Annotated in this window: 11 protein-coding genes and 1 pseudogene; 6 read left to right on the forward strand and 6 right to left on the reverse strand. The window is 62.7% G+C overall.

Annotated elements, in window-relative coordinates:
* Positions 1 to 559: 559 nt before the first annotated feature.
* Positions 560 to 979: a GFA family protein gene (locus tag IVB05_RS21790; RefSeq protein ID WP_247777897.1), complete on the forward strand. Its 420-nt coding sequence runs from the start codon at positions 560 to 562 to the stop codon at positions 977 to 979.
* 696 nt (positions 980 to 1,675) lie between these two features.
* The gene (locus tag IVB05_RS21795; RefSeq protein WP_247777898.1) at positions 1,676 to 2,131 is read left to right on the forward strand and encodes a DUF1353 domain-containing protein; all 456 of its coding nucleotides are present in this window, start codon (positions 1,676 to 1,678) and stop codon (positions 2,129 to 2,131) included.
* A 64-nt stretch (positions 2,132 to 2,195) separates the two neighbouring features.
* Here the strand turns inward: IVB05_RS21795 and IVB05_RS21800 are convergent, their stop codons facing one another.
* From IVB05_RS21800 to glmU, 5 genes and pseudogenes are all read right to left on the reverse strand, one after another.
* Complete coding sequence (locus tag IVB05_RS21800) at positions 2,196 to 3,458, reverse strand: tripartite tricarboxylate transporter substrate binding protein (RefSeq protein ID WP_346771883.1); 1,263 nt, start codon at positions 3,456 to 3,458, stop codon at positions 2,196 to 2,198.
* A pseudogene (locus tag IVB05_RS21805) lies at positions 3,435 to 3,929 on the reverse strand (DapH/DapD/GlmU-related protein); the annotation flags it as partial. The pseudogene IVB05_RS21805 and the gene IVB05_RS21800, both read right to left, overlap by 24 nt.
* Positions 3,930 to 4,026: 97 nt before the next feature.
* Positions 4,027 to 4,386 carry an SPW repeat protein gene (locus tag IVB05_RS21810; RefSeq protein ID WP_247777900.1) on the reverse strand — a complete coding sequence of 120 codons (360 nt, stop codon included), beginning with the start codon at positions 4,384 to 4,386 and terminating at the stop codon, positions 4,027 to 4,029.
* A 295-nt stretch (positions 4,387 to 4,681) separates the two neighbouring features.
* Complete coding sequence (locus tag IVB05_RS21815) at positions 4,682 to 5,260, reverse strand: hypothetical protein (RefSeq protein WP_247777903.1); 579 nt, start codon at positions 5,258 to 5,260, stop codon at positions 4,682 to 4,684.
* A gap of 223 nt (positions 5,261 to 5,483) precedes the next feature.
* On the reverse strand, positions 5,484 to 6,842 hold the full coding sequence (glmU, locus tag IVB05_RS21820; protein ID WP_247777904.1) for a bifunctional UDP-N-acetylglucosamine diphosphorylase/glucosamine-1-phosphate N-acetyltransferase GlmU: 1,359 nt from the start codon (positions 6,840 to 6,842) through the stop codon (positions 5,484 to 5,486).
* A gap of 170 nt (positions 6,843 to 7,012) precedes the next feature.
* Between glmU and IVB05_RS21825 the strand changes: the two genes are divergently transcribed.
* Together IVB05_RS21825 and IVB05_RS21830 are read left to right on the forward strand one after the other, a co-directional pair.
* Positions 7,013 to 8,338: a hypothetical protein gene (locus tag IVB05_RS21825; protein WP_247777906.1), complete on the forward strand. Its 1,326-nt coding sequence runs from the start codon at positions 7,013 to 7,015 to the stop codon at positions 8,336 to 8,338.
* Positions 8,339 to 8,433: 95 nt separating this feature from the next.
* Entirely contained in the window at positions 8,434 to 8,814 is a 381-nt protein-coding gene (locus IVB05_RS21830; protein WP_247777908.1) for a hypothetical protein, read from the forward strand.
* Here the strand turns inward: IVB05_RS21830 and IVB05_RS21835 are convergent.
* Complete coding sequence (locus tag IVB05_RS21835) at positions 8,774 to 10,399, reverse strand: beta-(1-6) glucans synthase (RefSeq protein WP_247777910.1); 1,626 nt, start codon at positions 10,397 to 10,399, stop codon at positions 8,774 to 8,776. The genes IVB05_RS21830 and IVB05_RS21835 overlap by 41 nt on opposite strands.
* A gap of 247 nt (positions 10,400 to 10,646) precedes the next feature.
* Here IVB05_RS21835 and IVB05_RS21840 point away from each other — a divergent pair, with 247 nt between their 5' ends.
* Positions 10,647 to 11,219, forward strand: a complete 573-nt coding sequence (locus tag IVB05_RS21840) for a beta-1-3, beta-1-6-glucan biosynthesis protein (RefSeq protein ID WP_247777912.1) — start codon at positions 10,647 to 10,649, stop codon at positions 11,217 to 11,219.
* A gap of 222 nt (positions 11,220 to 11,441) precedes the next feature.
* Positions 11,442 to 14,120: a glycosyltransferase gene (locus tag IVB05_RS21845; RefSeq protein WP_247777913.1), complete on the forward strand. Its 2,679-nt coding sequence runs from the start codon at positions 11,442 to 11,444 to the stop codon at positions 14,118 to 14,120.
* Positions 14,121 to 14,243: the final 123 nt, after the last annotated feature.

Genomic DNA, 14,243 nt, shown 5'->3' on the forward strand with positions numbered 1-14,243 from the left:
CTCCTCCCTGAACACGACTGCGCACTGTGCGGCGCGGATATCGCGGGCGGCTTCCAGCTCCGGGTTCAGAAAGCACAATGGCCGCAGATTGCTCTGCGGCCCACCGGATAAAAAATCGTCTGCAATAAAATCCTCTAGCTCCGGTGCGACCTCGCGCTCTGCCGGTATGCGAGATACGCCGGCCCCGCAAAGGTGCGAGGGTTCGGCTCCAACAGGACGAAAGTGCGCGCCCGTACTCTTCCACAGTCCCGAAATCCGCATCAGAATAGCCGCATTGCAGCGGCGCGGCATTCAGTTCACCTAGTATTTGCGTTTCGCCCGGCAGTCCGAAATGGCTGCCGGGCTTTTGACTACCTGGGAATCACGGTGACAGTGCACTTAAATGCGCTACGCGAGCAATCCTCGGCCGGATTAAGTGCACTGTCACCGTATTCAGCTTTGACGGCGCAATAAAGCCCCATAAAGTTCGATCAGATCGATTTGACCGTCATCGGTCGGATGGCCCGTCGTCCCTTCGCGGTAAGCTTTGCTGCTCAGAAGCAATTGGAGGATAATTCGAATGGCTGACGCTCGATGCAGCTGCGGTGCAGTCACGCTCTCGCTTCCAAAAGAACCATCCAAGCTAGTCGTTGCGTGTCACTGCATCGACTGCCAACGCCGAACCGGCGCGCCGTTCGGTGTAGGCGCTTATTACCCCGCTGATGTTGTCACCATCTCAGGAACCTCAAAAGAGTTCACGCACGCCGCCGCAAGCGGCGGGAAAATCCAAAACTATTTTTGTCCACAGTGCGGCTCAACAGTCTACTGGAAACTCAGCACTCTGCCCGCGCTGATCGCCGTTGCCGTCGGCACGATGGCAGAACCAAAATACCCAGCCCCCGTCATATCGGTTTTCGAACAGTCGAAACACGATTGGGTTCAAATTGATGGTGCCGTGGAGCACTTCCGGCAAAGCAGCCTCCCAAAAAATTCAAACTGAGACACCACCGAACTACGACGCGCGCGGCAAGGTGATCAGCCGCGAATCGACGAGCGGCAACACGACGGCGATCTACGATGCCAGCGGGCGCAATGTTGGAAGGGTTACGACGAACCGTTAGCCATGACGACCACTTCACCGTTCGCGGCCATCGAGGGGGGACGAAAGAAAAAGCCGCCGCTCAAGGTTGTTGGTAAGCGACGGCTAATTCTCGTTGCGGGCTTACTTTAGCTTGTACGTGCCCGTCTGATTATTGCAGTCCTGAAACGTTCCGGCCTTGATAACCGGAAACGGCCCCAGCGGTTGAACCGTGCCCGCCGTGACCATGCCTTCGTATTTTCCAGTTCCTGCAACGAACGTCCTAGTTACTTTTCCATCGCCAGTCGAAAAATATGTAAGTCGCTTGTCACCGTCCACATCGGTTGACTCGCATACGGTGGACGCTGTGATCTTCCCGTCAAGCGAGGCATTCATCCCTACGCAGCGATACGCGCGGACTGTAGGCGACTGCGCTCGCTGGAGCGCGGCACCTTCCGTGCCGGGCTGTTCGGGCAACACTTGGATTTCAGAGTGCATCCTGCGCACTCAAGCTTAGAGCTTAGTGACGATCATCACAGTCTGTGGAGCTGATCTCCCTTAACATCCTCGCATCATCAACTGACGGGATCGCTTATTCGAGGAAGGGGAGGAAGAGCTGTGGGCGCATTCACGAGCGAACTGACGATTACGCATCTCTCCGGTAACGATACGCATGGCTGGCGCTTATGGCGCTTGGCAGAGCCCCTCATCTATGAGGTCGGAGGCCGCGGCTCCGGTCGCGTCATCCTCGTTTCGAAGGGCTTCATCACCGACGGTCCATCCATTCCACGATTACTGTGGTCGATCCTACCAGTTTGGGCAAGCTGGAGCCGCGCGGGGGTCGTTCATGACTACCTGTGCTACCTAATCGCGCTCAACAATCCCCATCCTGAAGCGCCGACGCGCGACCATGCCGACCGAATTTTCTTCGAAGCCATGGAGCTCCTCAATGTCGGCTGGGTTCAGAAGTACCTGCTCTACTGGGGCGTACGCTTTGGGACTAGGTATAACGTAAGGACCACCATGATCGACCACAACACCACCCCCAACGCTACGCAACTAAGGTTACGATGACGGTGCTGGCACCGGAATTCGGAATTAGTCCGGAATTACGTCTAAACCTTAGGTTGTCTGGCGCTCAAGGCACCTTGATCCCGGCACGCTCGATCACACGTGCGTACCCTGCGCGCTCCTTGGCGAGCGCCTCGGCGTAGGCCGGACCGGGCAGTTCGGTCTGGAGTACACCAAACTTTTCGAGTGCGGTGCGGACTTCGGGGATCTTGCCGACCGCGACAAGCTCTTCAATGAGGTTCTTCACGATGTCGGGCGGCATGTTGGCGGGGCCGACCCAGCCGAATGCCGGCATCAGTTCGAAGCCCGGTAGGGTCGCGGCTGTCGGCTCGATCTCTTTGGCGAGCGGATAGGGCCCAGGCGACGTGATCGAGACGGCACGCAGCTTGCCGCCTTTCACCTGCTCGTATGCCACGGCGAAGTTGTCGCAGGCGAGCCGGATCTGACCACCAATCAGATCCTGGATGCTGATGTTCGACGCGCGGTAGGAGACGGCCGTCATCTTGACCCCCGCCGCGTCCTCCAGCATAGCGCCGCAGATATGCTGCGTCGTGCCGGGGCCGGATGTCGCATACGGCGTCTCCGGGTTTGCCTTCAGCCAGGCGATCAGCTCCGGCATGGTGTTGGCCGGGACGGATGGGTTGACGAGCCAGATGTTCGGCTGTGCTGCCATGCCATAGAGGTAGGTGAAGTCTTTCTCGACGTTGTAGGGGATCTTGTCCTTGATCAGGATCGGATTGATGGCGATTCCACCGGAGGTCGCCACCGCAATGGTGTAGCCGTCCGGCGCCGCGCGCGTCATCGCGTGCAGGCCGTTGACCCCGCCCGCACCGGCCTTGTTCTCGACGACGAACTGCTGGCCGAGCCGCCTTGTCAGTTGCTCTGCAAAAATGCGCGCCATGACATCCGTGTTGCCGCCGGCGGCGAACGGTACGATGATCGTCACGGGCCTCGATGGCCACTTGTCTTGAGCCGTCGCAGCGCCAGCGAGCAACCCGAGCGTCGCGGCCACCACAGCGAGTCTTGCGAGAATACGATACAGCATTTCGTTCTCCGGTCTCTGACGAGTTGCATTGCAGCAAGAAAGTCGGTCAGCCCGAGGAGCGACTGGTCGTTCCGAAGGATATTTTGCCAGACGTAAATATGTCAATGACGGGTAGGATTTCGAACCCTTCCCGTGCTCCTTTGGGTCCGAGAGGTCGAATTCACAGGGGGCGACTCCCGCTAATCCTTCAACTTTTGACGATAACCTTATTGCGGATTGAGACAGTCTTAAGCGGAAAGCTCCACAAGCCCTGCGCTCCCCCTCCTTCGGCTTCTTCGCCCGCATCTTCATCTCGCGATACCGCGCCGCCCCGCCCTCGCGATTGTTCTGCGGGCTGCGTCCCACGGCCATCGCATCGTCAGGCACGTCCTTGGTGATGACGGAGCCCGAACCGATATAGGTGCCGTTGCCGATTTTCACCGGCGCTACCAGCGACGAGTTGGTGCCGACGAAGGCGCCCTCGCCGATCGTGGTCTTGTGCTTGAAGAAGCCGTCATAGTTGCAGGTGATGGTGCCCGCGCCGAGATTGGCGTTGGCACCGACATGGGCGTCGCCGACATAGGAGAGATGGTTGACCTTGGCGCCTGCCTCGATCGTCGCGGCTTTTGTCTCGACGAAATTGCCGATCCGGACGCCCTCGCCGAGCGAGGTGCCCGGGCGCAGGCGCGCATAGGGGCCGACGGAGGCCTTCTTGCCGATCGAGGCCTGCACGATGTGCGAGAACGAATGGATCACCGCACCGTCGGCGATGGTGACGGATTGCGGCATCAACGTATCCGAGCCGCCGATACCCGGCCGCCGATACCCGGCCGGCGCACGCGGCGGCCGGGCAGAATTTCAATGACCTCAGCCCTCAGCGGCCGGTGGTCAGCCGCGGCGGGATCTGGGACATCATCCAGAGCTCGATCGCAGCCAGGATCGCGACCGCCGCACCGATGATCACATGCACCGTCATCGCCGTGGTTCCTTGGAAGCCCAAGACCCAGGGCGAAACCAGTGCCCACAAACCGACAACGAGGTTCAGCCACTCCTCCCACACCGCGAATGCCGCCAGCGCCGCGATCGCAAGGGCCGCGATGACGATACCGGTAACATGGGCGTTGTTGGAAACCGTTCCAGCGTCGAAGCTGAACATCCAGGGCGAAACGAACAGAACCGCGCCGAGGATCAGGTTTGCGACGTCGCACAATTTGGCGTTCGTCCAGTTCTCCATGACACCCTCCATTGGAGGTTTTCCACGCCAATTCAACCGTACGCTCGCCGCGTCGGTTCCATCGGCCGGGTGCGACACAAAAACGGGTCTACGCGGAAAGCCCTGCAAGCCCGCGGCATTGTCGCACTTTTCGGGTGGGTTTCCAGCGGCATCAGGATTATCGAAAGCCTCGACATGGTCGATCGAGGCATCAGCGGCACGGGGTAGCGCTTCGGACGCCAGCGCACGGCCCCGGGGACCACCGGGGCCGCGCAAAGACGCATCAGCGGGGCTCGGACTTTGGCGGCGGTGATGCTCATCGGGTTTTTACCGCCGCGCAGAACTGTTCCGTGACCGCTGTCGTTTCCTCGGTGACGTTCCAGCCGTTCGTCTCGGCGTTTTCCTTGGCCAACTTTTGCTCGTTCTGAAGCATCTTTTTGATGAGCGCGTACGGTTTCCAGTCGGCCTTGGACAGCTTGACGGGGGGCGCACCGCAGACGTTGTGGGCAATCGCTTTCTGCACACCAGTGCTGACGTCGCTCATGTGGCCCTCGACCACGGCGGTGAAACGCGCCTTGGCGTATTGGCTGTTGGCTGCGATGAAGTCCTTGCAGAAGGCGACCCGTTGACCTCCGTCGCGGGCCTTGATGTAGGCCGTCTGCGTTTCGTAATGGAGGCGGTAGGCGAGTTTGTTGGCGTTCGGGTCGGATTTCACCACTTCGAGCATGGCGCGGTGGTCGCCCGAGGTGGCGTCATTGATCCTGAGATCACATACTTTGGCGAGGGAGACGACCGGAACGTAGGCCCGCACCTTGGCTTCCAAGGCATCGTTGGCGTGTGCAACTGGTGCGAACAGGCTGGCGGCGATTGCGAAAGCAGCGAGACAGCGTTTCATTGGTGACATGCTCCAGATCACCGAACAGCAAGCGGCGGCGGGGTTGGGATCGCGGTGGCCGACCGCACACACCAGCGCGGCGACCCAGCCGCGAAGCGTCCAGCCCAGAAAACGGGTTGAGCAACTTACTGCGCGAATTCCTTGGGCGGCTGTCGAGCGCCCATCTTGATCTGGATCATGGTTCCGCCGAAGCTAAGACAGGTCTTATTAACAGGCCCTGCGCTCAACCCTCTTTCGGCTTCTTCGCCCGCATCTTCATCTCGCGGTACCTTGCCGCCCCGCCCTCGCGGTTGTTCTGCGGGCTGCGCTCCACGGCCATCGCATCGTCAGGCACGTCCTTGGTGATGACGGAGCCCGAGCCGATATAGGCGGCGTTACCGATTTTCACCGGCGCCACCAGCGAGGAGTTGGTGCCGATGAAGGCGCCGGCGCCGATCGTGGTCTTGTGCTTGAAGAAGCCGTCGTAATTGCAGGTGATGGTGCCGGCGCCGAGATTGGCGTTGGCGCCGACATGGGCGTCGCCGACATAGGAGAGATGGTTGACCTTGGCGCCCGCTTCGAGCGTCGCAGCCTTGGTCTCCACGAAATTGCCGATCCGAACGCCCTCGCCGAGCGAGGTGCCCGGGCGCAGGCGCGCATAGGGGCCGACCGACGCCTTCTTGCCGATCGAGGCCTGCACGATGTGAGAGAACGAATGGATCACCGCGCCGTCGGCGATGGTGACGCCGGGGCCGATCACCACGAACGGTTCGATCGTGACATCGCTGCCGAAGGTGGTATCGGCGGCGAGATAGACCGTCTCCGGCGCGATCAGCGTCACGCCGGCATCGAGCGCGGCCTTGCGCAGCCGCGCCTGCATCACCGCTTCCGCTTCGGCGAGCTGCGCCTTGTTGTTGATCCCGCGCACTTCGTCTTCGCTGGTTTCAATCACGACGGCCTCCAATCCCATTTCCCTGACAATGGCGACGGCATCGACCAGATAATACTCAGCTTTGCTGTTGGCATTGCCGATCCGGTCGAGAATTTCCAGCGCGCGGGCACCCTCGAACGCCATCACGCCGGCATTGCACAGCGTCACCTTGCGCTCTTCTGGGGTCGCATCTGCATGTTCGCGGATCGCCACCAGGCGGTCGCCCTCGAGCAGCAGCCGGCCATAGCCCGTCGGATCCGCGGCGCGGAAGCCGAGTACGGCGAGTGCGGCGCCCTGCTCCAGCGGCGCGCGCAGCCGCGCAAAGGTTTTTGCCGAAATCAGCGGCGTGTCGCCGAACGCCACCAGCAGATCATCCGCGCCACGCGCGATGGCCGCGCGGGCGGCCAGCACGGCATGCGCCGTGCCGAGGCGCTCGGCCTGAATGAACGTTGCCGCATCGGTGCGGATGCGCTTGACCTCGTCGGCGACCGCCTTGTGGTCCGGCCCGATCACGACCGCGAGGGCCGCGCCTGTTCCGTGCGGGGCGGCGTCCAGCACATGCGCCAGCAGCGACTGGCCGGCGACGGGGTGCAGCACCTTCGGCAGCGAGGATCGCATGCGCGTGCCCTCACCGGCCGCAAGCACGACAGTCAGGCTGGATCGGGCGATCATTCAATTTCCTCGGGCGAGCACAGCGGTCGGCATCGGCCGTCTTTAATTGTTTTCCCCCGGAGATGAAACCGATTCGCCGCCCCGAAAACGTCCGGATTCAAGTGGCCGGCGCTTTTCCTGTTAATGTTTGCCGTGTGATTCGGCAGGGCCTTGAGGAGGGCCAGGGGCGCTTGGCCAAGAAACCAGACCATCTCGCGGACTTCGAGGCGGATGACGCCGGCGGGGTGCTGAGCGGTTTGCTGGCCGAGGAAAATGAACTCGACCGCCGCACGCTATGGCGGATCGCATCCTGGGGCGTCGGCGCCACGGCTGCGGTGATCCTGGCCGTCATGGCCAACCAGTCGTCGCTCGGATTGAAGCGGGAACAGGTCGCCGCCGCCGATCTGACCCGGCAGGCACAGCAGATCCAGACGGTCGCCAGGGAAACCCAGAACGAGGCGCGGCGGCTTGCCGCCGCCATCGATACGCTCAATCGTGATCGCGACAGGCTGTATTCCCGCGTTACCGGCCTGGAACAGGGGCTCGACTCCGTCACCGGGGCCATCGCCCGGCAGGGTTCCGCTGCGGCTTCGCCGCCGGCTGCAAATGCGGAATCGACCACCGCCCAAAGCCCGCAGCCGTCGCCTCCCGTCGCGCCGGTAGCAAGCACCCCGGCCGCGGCGTCCGCTGCGGACAAATCCGCCACCGCGGAGCCCGCCCCGGCGGCGGTTTACTCCGCCGCCAAGGATGCCGCGAAGACCGACTCAGCCAAGGCCGAGAGCGCCAGGCCCGAAGCGGCAAAGGCGGAGATGACAAAAGCGGACTTGGCAAAAGCGGACTTGGCAAAGGCCGATCTCATCAAGCCGGAGCCCGCAAAGCCTTCGCCCGCCACGCCGCTGATGGCCGCGCAGTCGATGATGGCCCCGCCCGATCCCGCAGCCGGCAAGCTGATCGAGCCGGGCAAGGCGCCAAACCCTGTGATCGCGAGCCCGATCCCTGATGTCGTGGCGTCAGCGCCGTCGGCGACCGATGCGGAAGCCGACGATGACACGGCGCCAAAAGTCTCCCTGCGGCGAACCGAGTTCGGGGTCGATCTTGGCACCGCCAATTCGGTGAACGGCCTGCGCGCGTTGTGGAGCGGGCTGTTGAAATCGAGATCGAACGCCCCCCTGACGGCGTTGCGCCCGATCATCGTCATCAAGGAGAGCACCAATGGCCTCGGCATGCAGCTTCGCCTGGTAGCCGGTCCCTTGAACGACGCTGGCGCCGCCGCCAGGATCTGCGCCGTCCTGACCGAAAACAAGCGGCCTTGCGAGACCACGATCTTTGACGGCCAGCGGCTGTCGTTGAAGTCAGACGATCCGCCGCCCACGGCCGCCAAGCCGATGCCGCGCCGGCGCGTCATCGCCAAGCGGCCGGCGGTGGTCGCCGAGGAGGCGCCGAAGAAGCCGGACCCGCCGCCTGCGACAACGCAGACGACATTGTCGTCCTTCTTCAACAGGAAAAATTCGCAATAATCTTTTGACTACAGAGCGTTACGCCGATTTTTTGACCCGCCTCCTGGGCCATGCGAACGCTTGTCCCGGCAGTCAATCCCGACCATATTGCCCCCATGAAAAAATCCCCGTTCCGGCTCACGCCCTATCAAGTTCAATTCCTGTTGGTGGTCGGCTTCGTCACCGTCGGTTACGCGCTTTACCTGCGCTACCTCGCGGTCGAGTTCTCAACCGTTGCTCTCGCCTGCGACGCCGGCCTGCAAAGCACGCTTTGCAAGTCGCGAACGCTTGCGACGTACCTGTTCAAGAATTCGGTCTTCGGCATCGTCGCGCTGATCATTGCGACGCTTCACGTCATGCGGCCGTCGATCGTGCTGCTGACCGGCGGGCTGATCGCGGCGGGATTCGGGATCGTGCTCTACAATATCGCGCTGTCGGGAATTGCGATCGGCCTGCTTATTTTGGGATTTGCACGGCCCGCGCCCGCCACAGCGTGAGCGCCAGCAAGAGATAGACCGCGCAGGTCCACATCGACTGCCAGTTCTGGTTGCCCTCGTTGAAGCCGATGAAGAGCGCGGCTGCGACCAGCAGGCCGGCAAAAGCGGATTCGGCGATCGGGCGCACGCCCTCTTTCGGCCGGTTGAGCAGCATCAAGGCCGCGAACGGCACCACTGCCATGGTCAGCGAAGCGAACGGAAAATCGCGGTAGCGCGGATCGAACGTAAAGCCGATAGCGGTTTCCGCCGCGATCAGCGTGGTGACGATCAGGACCAGGCCCAGCAGCACCGCCAGCACCGAGTCGGTCCGGCCACCGCGCGGTCCGAGCAGTTCGAGGAATGTCGGCAGCGGCCGTCCCGACATCGCAGCGTTCGCGCACAGCATCGGTGACGCAATGGCGGCCGCCAGCAGCGCCCCCCATTGCAGCCAGCCCCCGGCGCCGTAGCTCTCGTAAAACATTTTGTCGGCGGCGACCCCGAGCAGCATGCCGGCTGTTGTCGCCGACGTCCCGACCGCGACCCATGAGGCGAACCGCGGTTTCCACGGCCGCCACCGCAGCGTCAGCCAGCCCGCCAGGAAGACGAAGGCGCTGAGCGCCATCCCGCATCCCATCTGCAGTTTCCAGAACGGATAATTGCTGATCGGCTCAAGGGGCGGATATTTCACCGCGCGCTGCCCGTCATCGATCAGGCCCCAATAGCCGCCGACGGTGCCTTCGAGCTGACGCTTCCACGGCTGGTCATAGGCCTCGATCAAATTGACGCGAAACTTTTCGCGCTTGGCGAGGTCGAGGATTTCGGACACGACGCGCGCCTGGTTGGTGCGCGACGGCAGCGCGCCCTCGCGCATCCTGCCCGCGCTCGGCCAGCCGGTTTCGCCGATCAGGATTTCCTTGTTTGGAAACGCAACCGCCATCCGCTTGCGGATATCGTCGACATGGCCGGCGGCAAATTTCGCGCGCACCGGGATGTCTTCCCAGTAAGGCAGGATGTGGATCGTGACGAAGTCGACGGCGTCATAGACTTCGCGGTTGCGCAGCCAGAATTCCCAGACGTCGGCATAGGTGACCGGCACCGTGACGCGCGACTTGACCGAGCGGATATTGGCCGCGAGATCCGATGTCGTCATCTCGCCGCGCAGCAGCACTTCGTTGCCCACCACCAGCGCGGTAATGACGCCTGGGTGTTCCTTGGTCAGTTCGACCGCGACCGCAATCTGGGCGAGGTTCTTGATCCGGTTACTCGAGAGCCAGATCCCCTGGATCACCTTCAGCCCGACCTTGGCGGCCAGCGCCGGAACTTGGTCGAGCCCGTTCTCGATCGAATAGGTCCGCACGCAGTCGGTGATCTTGGCGAGCTGCGCAAGATCCTGCGCGATCTGTTCAGGAGAGATCTGCGTGGTCGGTATCAGCGGTGTCTGCGCGCCGCGGAACGGAGCATAGGAAACGCATTGCAGCTTTGCGTTGGGATCGATCGGCGCGCGCGCAAGCGTAATCGGCGTGGCCAGCCACCACCAAAGGGCCGCGATCATACCGAGCGATGAAAGGAGAAGCGCCAGCGGCGTACGAAGAGAAATCGGTTCCATCCTCCGGGCGGGGACCGTCGATTACCCGTTCATCGGCGTTCTGCCAAGATGCACGATAGCCCTATTGCGCCTCATCCCCTGCGGCAGTTTTACCACCGCCATGATAAAGTTGTGACTTTGCTGGACAAAATCCGAAATACCCGTCATGTGAATCGCCGGGCGTGTCTGCCGCATTGGGGACCAATTTGGGCGGCAACAAGCCAGAAGATCACACCAGCCGCGCGGCTGGAAACTAATCGGGGAATGTATGCGTCGACGGGTGCTTGATCCAAGAGTTGCGGTTTTGAGGCGCTTCGCCGCTGCCGGCCTGGCCCTCCTGATCGGATCGGCTGGCGCGTTTGCCCAAAGTGGCAGCCCGACCCCGCAGGATCAATCCGGCAAGCCGCCCGCCAATGCCGCCGACGTCAACAAGGACAATCAGCGCAAGGCCGACGAATTCGTCGAGGCGGCCCAGGCCATCAACGGCCCGGGCGGAAACCCCGAATGCGTCTGGCTCGGCCGCCGGGTGGTTCGCCTGATGTGGCGCGACGACCTGGATACTGCGTTCCGGCATCTCGATCTCTACGACCGGTTCGGCTGCCCCGGCGGCCATGTCCAGGCGGCCTTCCGCTGCCTGACCCGCTTTGGCGGACAGATCGATCCCAAAGTGGCCGAAACCCTCGACAGCCGCATCCATGTCTGCTGGATCAACCCGGGCGCCCAACCCCAGGCTGCCGCGGCGGCCAGCCCGGCGCCTGCGACCGCCGGCAACGCGCCGCCAGCGCCGGCCGCTTCGCCCTCGCCGGCCCCGAGCGCCAGCCCTGCCCCGCCGGCAAAATAGCCGCCCGGCATTCAGGATACGTTCAGCGGAACGATCCTAATTATCCGGCGTTTGGCGTTTGGATTGGCCGCGCGCTCAAAACGCCGTCCTTAAAAAAGTCATGGCGTCATACCAGTTGTGAATTCGCAGGGCAGGACTATCCTTATGATGCCGCCGTGTCGGTCGAACCCAGGGGACGGGTTCGCTTTCCTTAAATCACAGCCCCGTATGGTTTAGCCCCCGATGCGTGCCGTCGTCGCCGTTCTGCTGTTTGTGACCGCAGCTCACGCCGGGCTGTGGGGCCTGTTCCAGGAAAAGCAGCCGGCCCCCGATTTCCGTGGCATCCTGCCGAGCGTCTCCTACGCGCCGTTCGAGGGCAGCGCCCATCCCGACGTCGACAATATTCCGCAGATCGAAAAGATCCGCGCCGACCTGAAGAAGCTGTCGACGATCACGCGCGCGATTCGTCTCTACTCTTCCACGGGGGGCGTCGAACTGGTGCCGCCGATCGCCGCCGAGTTCGGCCTGAAGGTCACCGTCGGCGCCTGGATCGACAAGAATTCCGATCGCAACAAGCGCGAGATCGAGGCGGCGATCAGCCTCGCCAAGCGCAACAGCAACGTCAACGGCATCGTCGTCGGCAACGAAACGATTTTCCGCGGCGAGCAGAAGATCGATGACCTGATCGAACTGATCAAGCAGGTGAAGAAGTCCGTCAACGTCCCCGTGACGACCGGCGAGATCTGGAACATCTGGCGCGATAATCCGGAACTGGCGTCCTCCGTCGATTTCATCGCCGCGCACGTGCTGCCCTATTGGGAGAACTTCACCTCCAAGCAGGCCGTCGATCAGGCGGTGGCCATGTTCCAGCTGCTGCGCGACCAGTTTCCCGGCAAGCGGATCGTCATTGCCGAGTTCGGCTGGCCGAGCGCCGGATATAATTTGAGAAACGCCGACCCCGGCCCGTTCGAACAGGCCTCGGTGCTGCGCAATTTCGTCACCCGCGCCGAAGCCATCGGCATGGACTACAACATCGTCGAGGCGATCGATCAGCCCTGGAAATTCTTCGAAGGCGGCGTCGGACCCTATTGGGGCATTCTCGATGCTTCCCGCGAACCGAAATTCGCGTGGACCGGCCCGATCGTGAACGAGAACTACTGGAAGCTGGCTGCGATCGCGCTCCTGGTCGGCATCCTGATGTCGCTGCCGATCCTGCGGCTCGAGCAGCCGACCATCATGCAGGCTGTGGTGCTTTCAGCCGCGGCCAACGGCGTCGGCGCCTGGGCTTCCACCGTGTTCGCCTACTGGGCCGGGCACTACTTCGTGCTCGGCTCGGCGTTTGCGCTGACGCTTGGCCTGACCCTGCTGGTGCCGCTCGTCCTGATCGCGATGGCGCGCATCGACGAAATCGCGGCGGTTGCCTTCGGCCGCGGCCCGCGCCGGCTGATCACCAAGAGCGCGCCGTTGGCGCCCGCCACCATCGGCGAGAACGTCGTCTTCCCGAAGGTCTCGATCCACATCCCCGCCTATTTCGAACCGGTCGAGATGCTGAAGCAGACACTCGATGCGGTGTCGCGGCTGGACTATCCGAACTTCGAATGCGTCTGCATCATCAACAACACGCCCGATCCGGAATTCTGGCGGCCGATCCAGGACCACTGCCGCGCGCTTGGCGAACGCTTCAAGTTCATCAATGCCGAGAAGGTGCAGGGATTCAAGGCCGGCGCGCTGCGCATAGCCATGGAGCGCACGGCAGTCGACGCCGAAATCATCGGCATCATTGACGCTGACTATGTCGTGCATCCGGACTGGCTGAAGGATCTGGTTCCTGTGTTCGCCGACCCACGCGTCGGCCTGGTGCAGGCGCCGCAGGAACATCGCGACGGCGACCGCTCGCTGATGCACTACATCATGAACGGCGAATATGCCGGATTCTTCGACATCGGCATGGTCCAGCGCAACGAATGCAACGCCATCATCGTGCACGGCACGATGTGCCTGATTCGCCGTTCCGCGATGGACATGGCCGGCGGCTGGTCCAGCGACACCATCTGCGAGGACACCGATCTCGGCCTGACCATCCAGCAGCAGGGCTGGCTGACGCACTATACCAACGTCCGCTATGGCGAGGGTCTCCTGCCCGACACCTATGAAGCGTTCAAGAAACAGCGCCACCGCTGGGCTTATGGCGGCTTCCAGATCGTCAAGAAGCACTGGCGGCGCTTCATGCCCGGCGCGAGCCGGCTGACCCCTGACCAGCGCCGCGAATTCTCGCTAGGCTGGCTGAACTGGCTCGGCGCCGAAAGCCTGGGCGTGGTGGTCGCGATCCTCAACCTGATCTGGGTGCCGATCGTGGCGTTTGCGGACATCGCCATCCCCGACAAGATCCTGACGCTGCCGATCATCGCCTCCTTCGTCGTCTCGCTGGTGCATTTCATCGCGCTCTACCGCCTGCGCGTGCATGTCAAAGCCGGGCAAATGCTCGGCGCCATGATCGCGGCGATGAGCGTGCAGTGGACGGTGTCGCGCGCGGTGGCCCAGGGTCTGATCACCGAGCACCTCGCCTTCGCCCGTACCTCCAAGGGCGGCCTGTCGCGGATGTCGATCGAATTCCAGGCATTCTGGGAAGCCGTGATCGGCGTGCTGCTCCTGATCGGCGCCGCCGTGCTGATCGTGACAAACGGCTACAAGCAGGTGCACGAGATCTATGTCTTCGCGGGCGTGCTGGTGCTGCAAAGCCTGCCGTTCCTCGCGGCGGTCGCGATCGCGCTCTTGGAAAACTCCCGCACCAATTCCTTCGCCTTCTGGCGTAACAGCGCGGTGCGGACGGCGGAACTGATCGGGCTGCGCCCGGTCAGCCTGCCCACAGTCAGCAGCCAGTCCCAGCCGGTCGCGTCGGAAATTCGCCGCGAGGCGAACTGACGGTGGATGAACAGGCCCCTGTCCGCTTCAACAAGCCTTGCTAAGCGCCACGGGCACAAGGAAAATTTGGGTTACGCGAGTGCCGCTTTTGTCGCGCCGGCACTATTGACCCGCAGGGGCCCG

The sequence above is a fragment of the Bradyrhizobium sp. 170 genome (assembly GCF_023101085.1).
Taxonomy (GTDB): Bacteria; Pseudomonadota; Alphaproteobacteria; order Rhizobiales; family Xanthobacteraceae; genus Bradyrhizobium.

Coding starts and splice junctions, on each gene's coding strand:
- IVB05_RS21840 (WP_247777912.1), top strand. CDS start 10,647: ATGCGTCGACGGGTGCTTGATCCAAGAGTTGCGGTTTTGAGGCGCTTC.
- IVB05_RS21790 (WP_247777897.1), top strand. CDS start 560: ATGGCTGACGCTCGATGCAGCTGCGGTGCAGTCACGCTCTCGCTTCCA.
- IVB05_RS21835 (WP_247777910.1), bottom strand. CDS start 10,399: ATGGAACCGATTTCTCTTCGTACGCCGCTGGCGCTTCTCCTTTCATCG.
- IVB05_RS21810 (WP_247777900.1), bottom strand. CDS start 4,386: ATGGAGAACTGGACGAACGCCAAATTGTGCGACGTCGCAAACCTGATC.
- IVB05_RS21800 (WP_346771883.1), bottom strand. CDS start 3,458: ATGCGGGCGAAGAAGCCGAAGGAGGGGGAGCGCAGGGCTTGTGGAGCT.
- glmU (WP_247777904.1), bottom strand. CDS start 6,842: ATGATCGCCCGATCCAGCCTGACTGTCGTGCTTGCGGCCGGTGAGGGC.
- IVB05_RS21845 (WP_247777913.1), top strand. CDS start 11,442: ATGCGTGCCGTCGTCGCCGTTCTGCTGTTTGTGACCGCAGCTCACGCC.
- IVB05_RS21815 (WP_247777903.1), bottom strand. CDS start 5,260: ATGAAACGCTGTCTCGCTGCTTTCGCAATCGCCGCCAGCCTGTTCGCA.
- IVB05_RS21830 (WP_247777908.1), top strand. CDS start 8,434: ATGAAAAAATCCCCGTTCCGGCTCACGCCCTATCAAGTTCAATTCCTG.